Annotated in this window: 14 protein-coding genes; 12 read left to right on the forward strand and 2 right to left on the reverse strand. The window is 44.9% G+C overall.

All coding sequences use genetic code 11. From position 1 onward, the window contains the following. Positions 1 to 212: 212 nt before the first annotated feature. The 5 genes from tolQ to IP485_RS01365 all read left to right on the forward strand — a co-directional run bounded on the left by tolQ (position 213) and on the right by IP485_RS01365 (position 5,854). Positions 213 to 929, forward strand: a complete 717-nt coding sequence (tolQ, locus tag IP485_RS01345) for a protein TolQ (protein WP_198325671.1) — start codon at positions 213 to 215, stop codon at positions 927 to 929. Next, complete coding sequence (gene tolR / locus IP485_RS01350) at positions 926 to 1,387, forward strand: protein TolR (protein WP_198325672.1); 462 nt, start codon at positions 926 to 928, stop codon at positions 1,385 to 1,387. The genes tolQ and tolR overlap by 4 nt, the downstream gene beginning before the upstream one ends. 89 nt (positions 1,388 to 1,476) lie before the next feature. Further along, a complete protein-coding gene (locus tag IP485_RS01355; protein WP_227686359.1) occupies positions 1,477 to 2,493 on the forward strand; it encodes a cell envelope integrity protein TolA in 1,017 nt (338 codons plus the stop codon). Positions 2,494 to 2,643: 150 nt separating this feature from the next. After that, positions 2,644 to 3,936: a PD40 domain-containing protein gene (locus IP485_RS01360; protein ID WP_198325673.1), complete on the forward strand. Its 1,293-nt coding sequence runs from the start codon at positions 2,644 to 2,646 to the stop codon at positions 3,934 to 3,936. 511 nt (positions 3,937 to 4,447) lie between these two features. Next, the gene (locus IP485_RS01365) at positions 4,448 to 5,854 is read left to right on the forward strand and encodes a nucleobase:cation symporter-2 family protein (RefSeq protein ID WP_198325674.1); all 1,407 of its coding nucleotides are present in this window, start codon (positions 4,448 to 4,450) and stop codon (positions 5,852 to 5,854) included. A 202-nt stretch (positions 5,855 to 6,056) separates the two neighbouring features. On the opposite strand, the gene IP485_RS01370 is transcribed toward IP485_RS01365, so the two are convergent. Beyond that, positions 6,057 to 6,722 (reverse strand): TetR/AcrR family transcriptional regulator, encoded by a 666-nt coding sequence (locus tag IP485_RS01370; protein ID WP_198325675.1) that lies wholly within the window; start codon positions 6,720 to 6,722, stop codon positions 6,057 to 6,059. Between the two features lie 479 nt (positions 6,723 to 7,201). Here IP485_RS01370 and uraD point away from each other — a divergent pair, with 479 nt between their 5' ends. The 7 genes from uraD (at position 7,202) to IP485_RS01405 (ending at position 13,872) form a co-directional block, all read left to right on the forward strand. Beyond that, positions 7,202 to 7,723: a 2-oxo-4-hydroxy-4-carboxy-5-ureidoimidazoline decarboxylase gene (gene uraD / locus IP485_RS01375; protein WP_198325676.1), complete on the forward strand. Its 522-nt coding sequence runs from the start codon at positions 7,202 to 7,204 to the stop codon at positions 7,721 to 7,723. 78 nt (positions 7,724 to 7,801) lie between these two features. Then, positions 7,802 to 8,170, forward strand: coding sequence for a hydroxyisourate hydrolase (gene uraH, locus IP485_RS01380; protein WP_198325677.1), 369 nt, complete (start codon positions 7,802 to 7,804; stop codon positions 8,168 to 8,170). A gap of 196 nt (positions 8,171 to 8,366) precedes the next feature. Beyond that, the gene (locus IP485_RS01385) at positions 8,367 to 9,713 is read left to right on the forward strand and encodes a urate hydroxylase PuuD (RefSeq protein WP_198325678.1); all 1,347 of its coding nucleotides are present in this window, start codon (positions 8,367 to 8,369) and stop codon (positions 9,711 to 9,713) included. A gap of 45 nt (positions 9,714 to 9,758) precedes the next feature. Beyond that, a complete protein-coding gene (puuE, locus tag IP485_RS01390) occupies positions 9,759 to 10,754 on the forward strand; it encodes an allantoinase PuuE (RefSeq protein WP_198325995.1) in 996 nt (331 codons plus the stop codon). Between the two features lie 118 nt (positions 10,755 to 10,872). Beyond that, positions 10,873 to 12,003, forward strand: coding sequence for an allantoicase (gene alc / locus IP485_RS01395; RefSeq protein WP_198325679.1), 1,131 nt, complete (start codon positions 10,873 to 10,875; stop codon positions 12,001 to 12,003). Next, entirely contained in the window at positions 12,003 to 12,533 is a 531-nt protein-coding gene (locus tag IP485_RS01400; protein WP_198325680.1) for an ureidoglycolate lyase, read from the forward strand. The genes alc and IP485_RS01400 overlap by 1 nt, the downstream gene beginning before the upstream one ends. 544 nt (positions 12,534 to 13,077) lie before the next feature. Further along, positions 13,078 to 13,872 carry a DUF5020 family protein gene (locus IP485_RS01405; protein WP_227686360.1) on the forward strand — a complete coding sequence of 265 codons (795 nt, stop codon included), beginning with the start codon at positions 13,078 to 13,080 and terminating at the stop codon, positions 13,870 to 13,872. Between the two features lie 137 nt (positions 13,873 to 14,009). On the opposite strand, the gene guaD is transcribed toward IP485_RS01405, so the two are convergent. Then, complete coding sequence (gene guaD, locus IP485_RS01410; protein ID WP_198325681.1) at positions 14,010 to 15,416, reverse strand: guanine deaminase; 1,407 nt, start codon at positions 15,414 to 15,416, stop codon at positions 14,010 to 14,012. Positions 15,417 to 15,430: the final 14 nt, after the last annotated feature.

A 15,430-nucleotide genomic window follows, 5' to 3' on the forward strand; every position in this document is an offset into this window, starting at 1 on the left:
GGGGGTTATTATGTCGATGATTCACTGAGCGTCTTTGTTATCAAATGGCCTTTTATGAGACAGGGCTTTGATTATAAGACAAGGCATTGAGTTTTTGATAAAGCGCCTCTGGTAAGCATTGATACTGGTAGCGAGTGAGTTTTTTTGAGATTTGTCTGATTTGGATGTCATGGTGTCATCCAGCTGTTGTCAATTATCCGTGAGTCTATTACATGCCTGAATCATTAAATATTGTCGATCTTATTACCCAAGCCAGCCTATTGGTACAAATCGTCATGGCACTATTGCTACTGGCCTCCTTACTCAGTTGGGTGATTATCTTCCGTATGAGTGCGCGTCTCGGTACGGCCAAAAACTTTGATCAGCAATTTGAGACGTGGTTTTGGTCAGGTGAAGACTTGGCAAAACTCTACCAAGGCATTCAAGGCTCACCTGATCGTCAGGGGCTGGAGCAGATATTTTATGTGGGGTTTTCAGAATACCTCAGAATGCATAAGAAACGTCAACCAAAAGATGACATCATCGATGGTGTTGAGCGTAAGTTGCGTGTTGGGCTTGGGCGTCAGCAGCAGTTACTAGAGTCAGGACTGACGACGCTGGCGAGTATCGGTTCAGTCGCGCCTTATGTCGGATTGTTTGGTACGGTCTGGGGCATTATGAATGCGTTTTTGGGACTGTCACAAACTGAGCAAGCCACCCTCGCCTCGGTCGCACCTGGTATTGCGGAGGCGCTGATTGCCACTGCCATGGGTCTGTTTGCCGCCATTCCTGCTGTATTGGCGTATAACCATTTCACCGCAAAATCAAGCAGCCTCTATGATTCACGTGCTCTGTTCTGTGATGAGATGACAGGCATGCTACAGCGTGAAACCAGTGTACAAGCGCCTGTTAGCCCTCAGTCTACTGTCAATCAGGTGAATGGGCTATGAAACCAAACCCCTATCGCCGTGAGAAAAAAGCACTAAATGCTGAGATGAATGTCGTGCCTTACATTGACGTCATGCTGGTGCTATTGGTGATATTTATGGTAACCGCGCCGATGCTGATTACAGGCGTCGATGTGGATTTGCCAAAAGAGCAAACCAACACCATGAATCAAAATCAGCTGCCGGTGATTGTCTCGTTGACAGAAAAAGGGGAGACTTTTATCAGTTATGAAGACAATGTCGATGTGCCAGTTAGTGAGCCTGAGCTGATTAACACGTTGTCTAATCTACAGTCTCAAAGCAGTAATACAGGCTCAGAACCCGTACAAGTGATGATCAATGCGGACCAAAACAATCAATACGGTGCCATCATGACTCTTATGGCAACCTTGCAGCAAGCAGGTATTGAAAAAGTAGGATTATTGACGGGTGCGCCGCTACCTACGCCATCACGTCCATAGTCATACGCTTAGCAAGCAGGTCATACCCTATTGTTCAATGCGACAAATTAGCCAAACCGACGAACCAGTCAGTTCGATAAATCACGTTCATGAGTGTCCATACCATGCATAATGCGCCCGCCGTCTATATACCCACTGAACCTGAGAGCAACGGGCTGACATGGCCTACGTTACTCAGTCTGCTGGCACACGGTCTGATAATTGGGCTACTGGTTTATAACTACCAAACCACAGACACCGAGATGACTGGTAGCATCGAGACGGTCATGGTCTCCCCCGAACAGCTCGCTGACATGCAAGGGCAGATACTGGCGAATCAGGCAGCTGCTAGTGCCATGCAAGCAGAGAGTAGCAGCGAATCGTCTAGTACCATGCCATCAGAGACCTCTGGCAGTAGCAGCGGTGAAAGCTCAACTCAGCCCAACTCTCAGCGTGTCCCAGTGTTTACGAAATCCAATGAGGTGGCCAGTGAGCCTGTGCTCATGAGCAAAGATCATCATCAGCGGTTACAAGAGCAAAACCAAGAATATGAGAATAAAATGGCTGAATGGGCAGCCCAGTTAGATGAGTCTGCCATGGATGAACTTGATCAAGTCGATCAAAGCAAAAGAGAGCAACTCATAGAAGAACAAAAACGTCTCGGTGAGTTTCGCCAAAAACAAAACAACCCACCTAAAATAAAGCGCCCCACAGCCAACGATCGCAATATAGAGATTGATACCAGTGGCGCGGGCAATGCAGGCAAAACCTTCAGCCTATCAGATGGACAGTCAACTATCTCTGGTGATACGTCAACCTCTAGTACGTCCAAGGGCAGTAGCCGTTCGGCATCAAGTGGTAGCCGCGGTGCCAGCAATAATGAGATCATCAGCTTGGTCAAACGTAACTATACACCGCCAACCGCAGCGAAAGGCTCGACCCAGCGCACGACATTGACGATCACAGTCAATGCCAATGGTGATGTGGTGAATGTGACGGCCTCTGGATCTGACAGCGCCGTCAATGAAGCGGCAAGACAAGCGGTATTGAACACAGGCAGCCTGCCCATTGATGCTGATGACCCTAAATACCCTACTTTTACCATACAGTTTAAGGGCAGCAATTAATCAGTTGCTAGCGCCTTGTATTATTGATAACGTGGCGTTAAGCGGCTTGTATCACATCGGTTTTTCTCCTTTACATGCCAGCCTCATCGACTATAAAAACGATCAAATACTAACATGCATATATACTAATTTTAGGAGCTCCATTCACTCATGCGCACTCATAAGAAACTCCTGGTCTCTCTACTTGCTAGCACCGCCGCATTACTCGTATCCCCAAACTTGCTCGCGGCCCCTGTCGTTTTAGAGCTGGACTACGATATTCCAGTCCAAAAGAACCAAGTCGCGTTTGTCGCGTTTGCTGGTGATACTGTGTTGTCACCTGTGATATTAAATGATTTGAGCAAAACAGAGTTAACAGTGACCAATACCGACTTGCCGCAGCAGCCGCACAGTAGTAATGAGCTGGCAGGCACATTACCAGTGTGGCAAAGCATGGGTATCCCTTATTTGGTTGTCGGTAGTACGCGTACCAATCGTGGTAAAATAGTCACCGATTATGAAGTCATTGACGTAAAATCTGGTCGCGTGATACAGGGCAAACAAAGCCTAACTGCTGATAACAACCGCGAAAGCATGCGTTATGCCGGTCACGTCATCGCTGACAAAGTCTACGAGCTGATTACTGGGATTCCAGGTGATTTCTCAGGGCGTATTGCTTATATCGAGGAAACGGGTACTGGCAAACAAAAAGTATCTCGTCTAAAAGTGATGGATGCTGATGGCGAAAACGCAAAAACCATCACTGAAGTAGCAGGCTCTATTTTCTCACCAGCATGGTCACCAGACGGCAACCGTATCGCCTATTCGGTACAACGTGAACAATCTTATCCTATCATCTATGTTCAAAACGTCAGTGGTGGCGGTGCAACCGTATTGACCCCTTTTGCGGGCAGTAACTTAAGTCCCTCATTCTCTCCTGATGGTAGCAAAATACTGTTCTCCAGTAGCTATGAAGGCAGTGCCGATATCTATGAGATGAGTGCCAGCGGCGGCACACCTAGAAGACTCACCAATTTACCAAGCAGTGAAGTGCAGCCAAGCTATGCGCCCGATGGTAAGTCGTTTGTGTACGTCAGTGATAGAACGGGATTTAACAAACCACAAGTCTATCGCTATGAGTTCGGCTCAGGACGCACGACTAAAGTATCAAACGGTGGCTATGCGACCAGTCCGCAGTTCAGTAGTGACGGCACACAAATCGCCTTTTTGAGTGGACGCTCAGCCGCCATTATGAACAGTAACGGCGCTGTGACGACCAACCTTGGCAATACTGGTATCGATGAAGCACCAAGCTTTTCACCCAATGGTAAGCGTGTGGTCTATGCGTCAACCCAAGGCGGTAAAGGCATACTGACCATCAAATCACTCAATGGTGGCGAGGCATTCGGTAAATCAGGACAAGGTATTATTCGCTCACCTGTCTGGTCATCAAGCCCAAAATAACGCTTTAAGTTTATTCAAAGCAACTTGTCTGTCTTTGGACAAATGGTCAATTTATTCTTGATAACTTAAAAATCAGAAACACAAAAAAGCCCCAACCATAACGACTATGGTTGGGGCTTTTTTGTGTTGGTAGATCATCACCGTAGAAGCGATGACGCCTGCTTTTGACAAACGATATCTACCCTCTTAAACGTGGTTTACTTGTGCTCTGTCATTCTTTTTATTGCGCAACAAACCCGTAAACTTACTAGTACCAAAAAAAACATTGCAATAACTTGCATTTTACCTATACCCTAAATAGAGCTGACTAATTGGTCAGGTTATTTAGATGTTAACCAACAAAGATAGATTATTTTATTGGCCAGTATCCAGTCAGATGCGCACCCCCTATTGTTTACATCGATAAAAAAAAATCAAGGATTGGGTTTTACCCACTATCGCGTGATTTACGACGTTGTCTGATCGTGACAGTTGAGCGGGTGCTAAGCAGTTAGCTTAGGAGGAGACCACCATGAGTGAAAACGTTCCAGCAAATACCGATTTATTGTATAGACTACATGACCGCCCCACCCCTATCAAAGCATTTTTAGGTGCCATACAGCACGTATTGGCAGCTTTCGTTGGCATTATTACCCCTTCATTAATCATAGGCGGCACATTAGGTCTGGGAGAGCACATACCTTACCTTCTCAGCATGTCATTGATTGTATCTGGCGTTGCAACCTTTATTCAAACTCGAAAAATAGGGCCTGTCGGCTCTGGCCTTATGGCACTACAAGGGACCAGTTTCGGGTTTTTAGCGGCCGTACTGGCGGCTGGATTTGTGGTAAAAAACCGTGGCGGCGGTCCTGAAGAGATTTTATCGGTTATCTTTGGGGTCTCATTTCTCGGCGCATTTGTTGAGATATTTTTGAGTCAATTTATCACCAAACTCAAATCATTTATGAGCCCTATTGTGACAGGCTGCGTGATTGTCACGATTGGTTTGTCCTTAACAAAGGTAGGCCTCACTGACTTGGCAGGCGGGTTTGGTGCGGAAGATTTTGGTAGTATTCCAAACTTACTGTTGGGCGGTGGCGTACTAGTGAGCGTGGTGCTGATTAGTATTATTAATAATAAAGTCATTCGCTCAAGCGCCATCTTTATCGGTTTGATGCTCGGGCTTATCGCTGCGGTATTTATGGGTCGCATTGATTTTTCACTGGTTTCTGAGGCGGCTTTTTTTACGGTGCCAACCCCGTTTAAATACGGTTTTGGTTTTGATTGGCAGGCTTTTATCCCCATTGCTTTTATGTACATCATTACCAGTATTGAAACCTCAGGTGATTTGACGGCCACTTCCATGATTTCGGGGGAACCTATCAAAGGCCCTCTCTATGAAAAACGCATCAAAGGCGGCGTGTTGGGCGATGGTGTCAATTCTCTGATTGCAGCCGTATTCAATACTTTCCCTGTGACGACTTTTAGCCAAAATAATGGCGTGATTCAAATGACGGGTATTGCCAGCCGCTATGTTGGTTTCTATGTTGGTGGCATCCTGTGCCTGATGGGGCTGTTTCCTGTCCTTGGTGCTATTTTCACGCAATTACCTAAGCCTGTCGTTGGTGGCGTCACGCTACTCATGTTTGCAACTGTGGCAACTGCCGGTATTCGTATCCTATCTACCGTCGATTTCACCCATCGTAATGTCTTGATCATTGCCACCTCATTGGGTCTGGCGACAGGTATTGCATTCGTTCCTAATGTACTCTCACAAACGCCGCAGTTTTTCCAAAACATCTTTGGTTCAGCAGTAACGATGTCAGGGATCGTAGCGATCACGCTTGATATGGTTTTACCCAAAAACTACGGTGCTGAATTTGATACTGCAGAACAGCACGCTGAAGATGACTTGACGCCAGCCCGTGAAGTCGCTTAACACTGAATATCTAGCAGCGTTTATCAGTATTTAAAAGCAAGCGAGGCGCAATAGCATCAACCTATGCGCCGCGCTTATTATAGTCAATCCTCTATAAAAGAATGACAGCGTTAACCTCATTTGAGGTATCACAGTTACATCTGCGTTCGGTTGCCTTGACTATCTTTTAAACTGAATCAACTATAGCACGTAGATTCTGTCATCATTCAAGGCCACAGCCTTTTAGAATAAAAGGCACTAGAAAGTCTGCCGCACGTGCTTCATCTTCTGCGTCATACGCTGTCTTATCCATTAATCCAACGATTTCAATCTCAAATTCAGCATAACGTTGGGTAGTCGCCCAAATCAAAATCAGTAGTTGGAGAGGGTCAGTAATCCCAATTTTGCCTTGCTTGTGCCACTCTTTCATTACTTGCGCTTTATCGTTGACCCAATCTTTCATGGTCGTCGACATAAACTCATGCAAGTGCGGCGCGCCGCCAATCACTTCAATAGCAAACAGCTTATGACGACTAGGGTTAACGAAGGCTTGATGAAGCTTGGTACGGACAAATTTCTCAATGACTGTTCTTGGATCGCTATCCACTGTCATGGTCACCAAGCCTTCATTCCATTCTTGAATGATCGAGCGCAACACAGCCATATAGAGATTCTTTTTGTTTTTAAAATAATAGTGAACATTGGCTTTGGGCAACCCTGCTCTATCGGCAATGCCCTGCATCGTCGCGCCGCGATAGCTTTGGAGCACAAATTCCTCTTCGGCCGCGGCCAGTATCAACGCTTGATTATATGCACGCGTGTCTTGTTGACTACGGTGCGAGGGCGTCTCAGCCGTAAGCATGTCTTCTTTCTGATTATTTTGTGTCATAGCAGTGGTATCTCACTCCGAGTGGCAGGGTCGACAACATAGTCGCTACATTCCTTGGTCCATTCATGGTTAAGTAAACAGATTTTCGCAACATACTGTACCCAATAAAAATATTTCTTATAAAACAGTTGACCAATTAGTCAGGTTTTAGCAGAATGGTAGCTATAAAGCAATCACATTACCATTCAAACGAGATTGGTCTGTCAGTTTTGTCGCTAAAATATCAGTGTTTCCTCAGCCAGTCTGTTTTGTATTGTCAGGTCATTATCAGCAGAAAGCTTACCAGTCGACGTCGAGTACCACTGACATTGTTACGTTGACCAAAGAAATATAAGACAAAAGACGAAAACCCTATGCAGCTATTAACACCTGTGATGCTGCTGTCAAGTTTATGCGAATAACCGCAAGGTATAAACCACTACTAACGATTTATTTCCCAATACACATAATGGGTTGTCATATTAAAAAAGGAGGTCATCGTGAGCTTAACCTTAGCGCAATTTAATGATTTATCTCAGGAAGTAGCTGTTGCCCAGCTTTTAATCTGCTGTACCAGTAGTGCTTGGGCTGACAAACTGGCTAACGCTCGTCCTTTTATAGACATTGATGCCCTCTTAGCAAGTAGCGATGCTATCTGGCATGAGCTGCAAACTGATGATGCCAATTTACTAGAAGCGTTTGATGGACATCCGCAAATCGGCAATGTGGCATCTCTAAAAGAAAAATATCGCAACACGCAAAGTAGCGCCACACACGAGCAATCTGGCGCTAACGATGCAGCAGATGACGTACTCGAAGCACTTGCCAAAGGCAATCAAGACTACCTTGATAAATTTGGTTTTATTTTCATTGTTTTTGCGACAGGCAAAAGCGCACAGCAAATGCTTGATCTGCTGCTAGCACGCCTGCCAAATGATCGTACTACAGAGCTTGCCAATGCAGCTGCTGAACAGAATAAAATTACGCGTTTACGTTTAGATAAACTATTGAGTAATGTTTGATTCTTACGATGCTCGACTTACAGAACGCGCGAGCAGCGTCACCCTATTTACGTCTTTACTGAATACAAAGGAAGCCTCATGTCTGCCACCCTATCATCACATATCTTAGACACTCATCTTGGCAAACCTGCCGCTGATGTCGCCGTTACCTTACACCGCGTACAAGACAACGGTGCCGCCACATTACTAGCGCATGGTACAACCAATAGCGATGGCCGTGTCACACCAGACGCTTGGCAGTTTGATACAGCCATCGATAGCACAGAGCGTCAGCTAGATACCGGACGCTATACCGTAACGTTCGATACTCAGTCTTATTTTGATGCTCAGCAGCTGACAGCATTTTATCCGCAAGTGGTCATCGACTTTGTGGTAAACGATGCCAGTCATTATCACGTGCCGCTCCTACTTAGTGCACACGGTTATAGTACTTATCGCGGCTCGTAACATGCTGTATTTTTAGTGCGCATTTTTATCATAAAAATACAAATATAACCGTGCTGACGTCACGAGCATATCGAGTACTTGAATGATACTCAGCAAAAATCGTTGCCCGTTATCAGCACAGCTTATCAATACATCCCATTAAAGACATTACCAAGATATTCTATTAAGACATCGTATATTAAAGGACATTTACCGCATGGGCGCCTATCTTCTTGAATGGTTAAGTTTGTTTTTCCGCTGGTTCCATGTTATCGCTGGAGTCGCATGGATTGGTGCATCGTTTTATTTTGTGTGGCTAGATTTAAGCCTACGCAAACCGCCCCAGTGGAAAACAGACAAAGGTATCTCAGGTGATCTTTGGGCGGTACATGGCGGCGGGTTTTATGAGATTGCCAAATACAAACTCGAACCAGAAGAGATGCCAAAGACGCTACATTGGTTTAAATGGGAAGCTTATACCACTTGGCTGACGGGTGCGGCGATGATGTCTATCGTCTATTATGCCAATGCAACTGCCTACCTGATCGACCCAAGCAAAGTACCTTTTACTAGTATCGGTGCCATCGCCACCAGCTTGCTTTTCTTGTTTGGTAGTTACTTCATTTATGAAGTTATCGTGCGCAGTCATTTGGGTAAAAACGCGTTTATCTTTAGTACGCTGATCTTTATCTTACTGGTCATCGCAAGCTGGGGTTCTTATCAGCTGTTTAGTGATCGTGCTTCATTTATACATATCGGTGCTATCTTGGGCACGGTGATGGTAGGTAATGTATTCTTCGGTATTATGCCAGCTCAGCGTGCACTCGTTGACTGTGTGCGGCGTGGCGAAAAACCGGGTAAAGAAGTGGCTGAATTGGCATTACAAGCTAAGAACCGCTCACTGATGAATAACTACTTTACCCTACCGCTCATCTTTACCATGATCAGCAACCATTACCCAATGATGTATGCTCATGAGCAAGGCTGGTTGGTATTGGTCTTCGTCGGCATCATTACCGCAACTGCCCGTCATTACTTTAACCAAAAGCATTTGGGTCATAAAAAACCACGTTTCTTGGTCATCCCAGCCATAATGACAGTACTATTGATTATCTGGATGCGACCTGAGCCGATTGAGCCAGCACCTGCAATGCCAGCTACTGCCGCAGTAATGCCTACAACGACTGATAGCACGCCGCCAGCTACAAGCGCAACTACTGATAAAGGCACCACTGATACTGTGACTAATGCTAATACCAATTCTAATAACAGTGTGAATAATGATGCAGCTACTGCTGAAGCGGTACCCGTGAGCGCGTCAGCAGATGACACCATGATGGATGTCGTACATACGCGCTGTAGCACCTGTCATGCGGTGCAGCCAACGCAACAAGGCTTTGTCGCGCCGCCAGCCGGTATCATTTTGCAGACACCAGAAGACCTAAAAATACATAAAGCGAAAATCGTCACTGCGGTACAAACTGGCTATATGCCGCTTGGTAATATTACTCAGCTAACTGATGCAGAGCGTCAGCAGCTCGTGGCATACGCATCGTCACTGTAATTATAACTGGTGAACAGACCGCGCTACTTTATAGGAACATGAATGATGACTCGAAAAATTACCAGTGATTTTGATCAAAGCACGTACCCCCGCGATCTAAAAGGCTATGCTGGCAACCCACCAAAAGCAAACTGGCTAGGCGGGGCAAAGATTGCGGTACAGTTTGTGCTAAACATCGAAGAAGGGGCAGAAAACAGCGTCATGCATGGCGATGGACAATCAGAGCGCTTTTTATCAGATATCTTAGGCACGCCCTCGTTTAACAACCGCCACCAGTCTATTGAATCTGCATTCGAATACGGTAGCCGTGTCGGCGTGTGGCGTGTGTTGGATGTATTCAAAGAGTATGGCGTGCCAATCACCACGTTTACCTGTGCTGCCGCTGCTGAAAAAACGCCACATATCATCGAGCGTGTGTTAGAAGATGGTCATGAGATTGCCAGTCATGGTCTACGCTGGATTACCTATCAGGACATGTACCGTGAGACTGAGCGCGAACACATTCGCTGTGCCACCCAAATATTTGAACGTATGCTCGGCAGACAGCCTCTAGGCTGGTACACAGGACGTGATAGCCCAAATACTCGTGAACTGGTTGCCGAGCAAGGCGGCTATACTTATGACTCTGACTCGTACGGTGATGAGCTGCCCTACTGGCTCAATGTAAAGGTTCAAGAGGGCAATGTTCAAGAGAGCAAAGTCATCACGCGTAAGCCGCATTTGGTCATACCTTATAGCCTCGAGACCAACGATATGCGTTTTTCTTCAAGTCCAGGGTTTACTCATGCAGAGCCGTTTTATCAGTATCTCAAAGACAGCTTTGACACCTTGTATGAAGAAGGCGCGCACACCCCGAAAATGCTGACGATTGGTTTGCACTGCCGCATTATCGGACGTGCAGGACGCATCAAAGCGTTAAAGCAGTTTTTGCAATATATCACCAATAAACCTGACGTATGGATATGCCGCCGCGATGATATCGCCAAACACTGGTACGAAAATCATCCTGCCACGCCAGACAATACTGCTAACTGGATGTAAGTTAGGCTATCGTCCTAGTATCCGTTCTACTTAGCTGAGCGAATGCGAATTATCAAAGATGAATAAATAAGATAGCCACCACACTATAAACACACACTATTATTAAAAAGGAATCATTGTGAGTCAAAATACTTCAGAAGTTGGACAAATTATCTCCGCAAACAATCTACCTGATACCCTGCCAGCTTTCACCAAAAAATCAAACGTCGCCGACAGTCGTTTGGGCGCAAAATCGCTATTCGCCACCGATGATTTCTTTGCGGATAAAAGCCGTATTCTAAATCCTGATACGCCTATCTTTGTGGTTGGTAAGTTCGATGACAACGGTAAGTGGATGGATGGATGGGAAACTCGTCGTAAGCGCCACCTAGGATATGACTATTTAGTGATTCAACTGGCGCGCCCAACCAAAATTGCTGGTCTTGATATTGATACCAGCCACTTTACAGGTAACTTCCCATCTTCTGCCAGTGTCGATGCCTTGTACGCGCCAGAGCTGCTACAGCAAGATGAAACTGAGCTTGCCAGTCTAAGCAAAGAGGACTGGGACGGTAAAAATTGGCAGGCACTAGTAGGTATGACCCCATTGCAAGGTCACAATCATGAGCTTATCGAGATTGATCATGGGCAAACCGTGACCCATATTCGTTTAAACATTTATCCAGATGGTGGCGTTGCCCGACTACGTGTCTATGGTGATATTCAACTTGATGCCAGCCTAAATACACAAGGCGAGACGCTTGACTTGGCAGGCGCATTAAATGGTGGTCGTGCGATTGCCAGTAACGACGCACACTTTGGTGCTGCTAGTAACTTACTACTACCAACTAAAGCGCCTAACATGGGTGATGGTTGGGAGACTCGTCGTCGCCGTGAGCCAGGCAATGACTGGTGCATCATCGCGCTAGGTCAAGCAGGTATCGTTGACGCTATCGAGATAGATACTGCTCACTTTAAAGGTAATTATCCTGATAAAGTCTCGATCCAAGCCGTCTACTCACCGAATACACCAGAGCAAACTTTAGTGACTCAGAGTATGTTTTGGGAGACCTTGCTTGAGCCGCAAAAAACCAATGCTGACGACGTTCATCACTTTGGCAAAGACAAGCTTCAACTTAATAAACCCATTACTCATATTCGGGTCAATATCTTCCCAGATGGCGGCATCAGCCGTGTACGCGTGTATGGCAAAATTGCTGAGGCTAATACTGGTACTGGTACTAACACTGATAGCAAAGAGGCAAAATAATGAGTGTCACTCTAACGGCTAAGCCTTTAACCAAAGCAAATTTTGCACCTTATGGCTCGGTCATCGAGCGCTATAATCTTGATGAGCAAACCGCTAACAATACTTATGAGATCAATAACGGCTATGCGGTTCGCCATCATGCGCTTGCTGAAAGCAAGCTTGATGGTGGTGCAGTTGGCATGAGTATCTTTCGAGCTAAGAAACGTGAGAACCCTATTGTGCTTTCGGTCATGGAATATCATCCGCTTGGGACGCAGGCATTTGTATCTATGGAGGGTCAAGATTATATTGTCGTCGTCGCTAAAGCTGGCGTACCGCCACAGTCAGCTAATGATCTAGCAGTGTTTTATGCAAAATCTAATCAAGGCGTACAGTACGATGCCAATGTCTGGCATCACCCTCTACTCGCTCTTGGGCGTGAAAGTGATTTTTTGGTCGTTGACCGTATCAATGGTGAGGGTAACAACTGTCATGAGATGGATATCACGGACTGGCAAGTGTCTATCGCGTTAGAACACGAACGCAGTTAACTGAATAGAAAATAGTAGCATCCAATACGTACGAACTTAAAGCCAGCTAACCTCTATTAGCTGGCTTTTTTATATCCATTTGTTTTCCAAATAATATGCCTATCAATTGATTAAAACCAGTCAGACGACCCAATTTGGGGCATACAGATACCTATTTTGGTGCCTCTATAGCACCTCTGACGCTTGAAAAAGCGTTGTTCTCTATATCCATTTACATATACGAAAGTTGGCTTTCGCATTTGAGAAGTATCAAGGGCTATTTTGCTTACTTTGTACCAAAATCAATAGATAACTGCCCTAAAATTCAAGAAACGCTGAGGTTGATAGCAGCACAAATGGTTTGTGGCATGGTTCTTGAATACTCTTTAGTAGTGGGCACTCAAATACTATTAACCAACCATTATTCAGAAAAACACGCATTAAGAGTATGTTTACTAACCAGCAATCATAATTTTTGGTAAAAGATAAAATCCCATTGTTATAAATGATCGATGATGCAGTTTTAGGATAACCAACAATCAATTTTATATGAAGGAGTCATATTTTGCATTCTAATTTACTCACGAGCCTCCCTAGTCATACCAACCCATCCAACCAAAAGCTGTCTTATCTTAGACCACTGTCTATGGCGGCCGTTGCTATCGCGGCTTTAGGGAGTATGTCTAGCATTCAGGCGAAGACCTTTTTTACCGATACGAGTGTCTCCGTACTTTACGGCGGTGATTATGACCTCGTAGAAGATGGAGAGCTGACGACTGTTACATTAGAACATGTCTCTGCGCACGACTGGGGTGGCGTGTTTTTCTTTGTCGATCGAAATCAAGGTGCTGATGATATTGAAAATAATAGATTTAGAGAAACTTATGGCGAGCTGTCTCCTACATTCAAAATAGCTACTTTCGATGACAGTTTTATCAAACAGGTTAATTTAGCCGCCACCTATGAATTTGGTTCAAACAGTACTGGCTTTGACCAAGATAACTATCTGGTTGGTATTGGTGCAGATTTAAATGTCCCTATTCCAGGGACGACGTTTGCTTCCGCGACGCTATATCATGCCTTTAATGACAATACGGACGATGATCAACAAATCACCTTAACCTATGGTTGGGAGCGCAATAATTTTGTCGTGGATGGCTTTATCGATTATTCATTCAATAACGATGACATTGAAGACAATATTCATATCAATCCTCAAATTAAGTACAATATACAAGACGTACTCGGTATTGATAATCGCTTAGAGGTCGGTATGGAGTATAGCTATTGGAAAAATAAATACGGTGTTGATGGCGTAAATCAAAGTGCCCCTAGTGCATTGGTAAAATTCCATTTTTAATATCTAATAGAAACTCTATTGGCAGCAAAAAACCCTTGTTCCTATATAGTAGGAACAAGGGTTTATTTTTTTATATCTGAAAGAAATCTAACGCGTTATTGATTGAGGTACAGCACTGATATGCTTGTATCTCAATCCTATGAGACATTGCTGCGATATCGACTCACGCCTGCGATTATGGTCTCCTCAATCACTCTATCATCACCCAGCATCATCAGCACAAACAGCTGCTCTTCAAGTGTCTTAGTCTGCGCCATACGCCGCTCAAGCAATGCCGTTGCATTCATATCGATGACTACAAAATCCGCTTCTTTATTTGGCATAAAGTTACCAATCTTATTGTCCAACAATATCGACTGGGCATTACCCAAAGTAATTTGATATAACCCTTGATGAGCGGATAGTTGATTACTTTGTAGTTGTTGGATTTTATACGCTTCTGACAGAGTCGTCAGCATCGACAGACTTGTCCCTGCTCCAACGTCAGTGGCGATACTGACACCGGTATAACTTAACGTCTTGGGTAAATCAAATAGTCCACTACCCAAAAACAGATTCGACGTTGGACAATGTGATATTTGTGTGCCAGTCGCGCGAAGACGCTCATACTCCGATGTTTCAAGATGAATACCATGCGCCAAAGTCGTACGTCGACCCAGTAATCCCATCGTATCATAGACATCGAGATAGCCTTTATGATTGGGATACAATTGTTTTACAAAGGCAATTTCATCATGATTTTCTGCTAGATGCGTCTGCAGATAAACTCTCTCGTAACTGGCATACAGCTCACCTGCCATTTGTAGTTGCTTGGGTGTCGAAGTAATAGCAAAGCGCGGGGTAATCGCCACATGTTGGCGGCCGCGCTCATGCCAATTATCAATGATGTTTTGGGTATCTCGAATGCCCTGCTCAGCAGGTACACACAAATTATCAGGCGCATTTTGATCCATCAAGACATTACCCGTGATCATACGAGTGTTGAGCTTGTGACTTTCCGTAAAAAATGCGTTCACTGATTCAGGATGACTGGTAGAAAACACCATGGCGCTCGTTGTACCATTAGCAAGCAATTGGTTTAAGAAGAACTGCGCCGTATCATGTGCTACTTTTGGATCGCCAAAATTGGCCTCAGTGACGAAAGTATAATTGTTAAGCCAGTCAAGTAATTGCTCACCGTAAGCAGCAATCATATCTATTTGCGGATAATGTACATGAGTGTCAATAAAGCCTGGCATGATAAGTTTGTCGCGATAATCATGTACTTTAACTACTAACTGCTCTACTTGCTCAGAGGTATTAGTATATTTCGCTAATATTGTCTCGTTATGCCCATACTCTACAATGCACCCTGTCACATCATCTACGACAAGCGCACCATCAGCGATATATTCAGGATAAACCTGTACACCTTCAATCACTGGTAGCAACGTAATGTCTCGTTCCACAGCTAATGTCTGTGAATGATCAGAGGTTGTACGCTCAGTACGATCGCTTTCGGTCAAGTAGTGCAGCAGTCGAGCTTGATAAATATGTAGGGTCATTTGAGGGTCTCACA

This window comes from Psychrobacter sp. NG27 (assembly GCF_016106655.1).
Taxonomy (GTDB): domain Bacteria; phylum Pseudomonadota; class Gammaproteobacteria; order Pseudomonadales; family Moraxellaceae; genus Psychrobacter.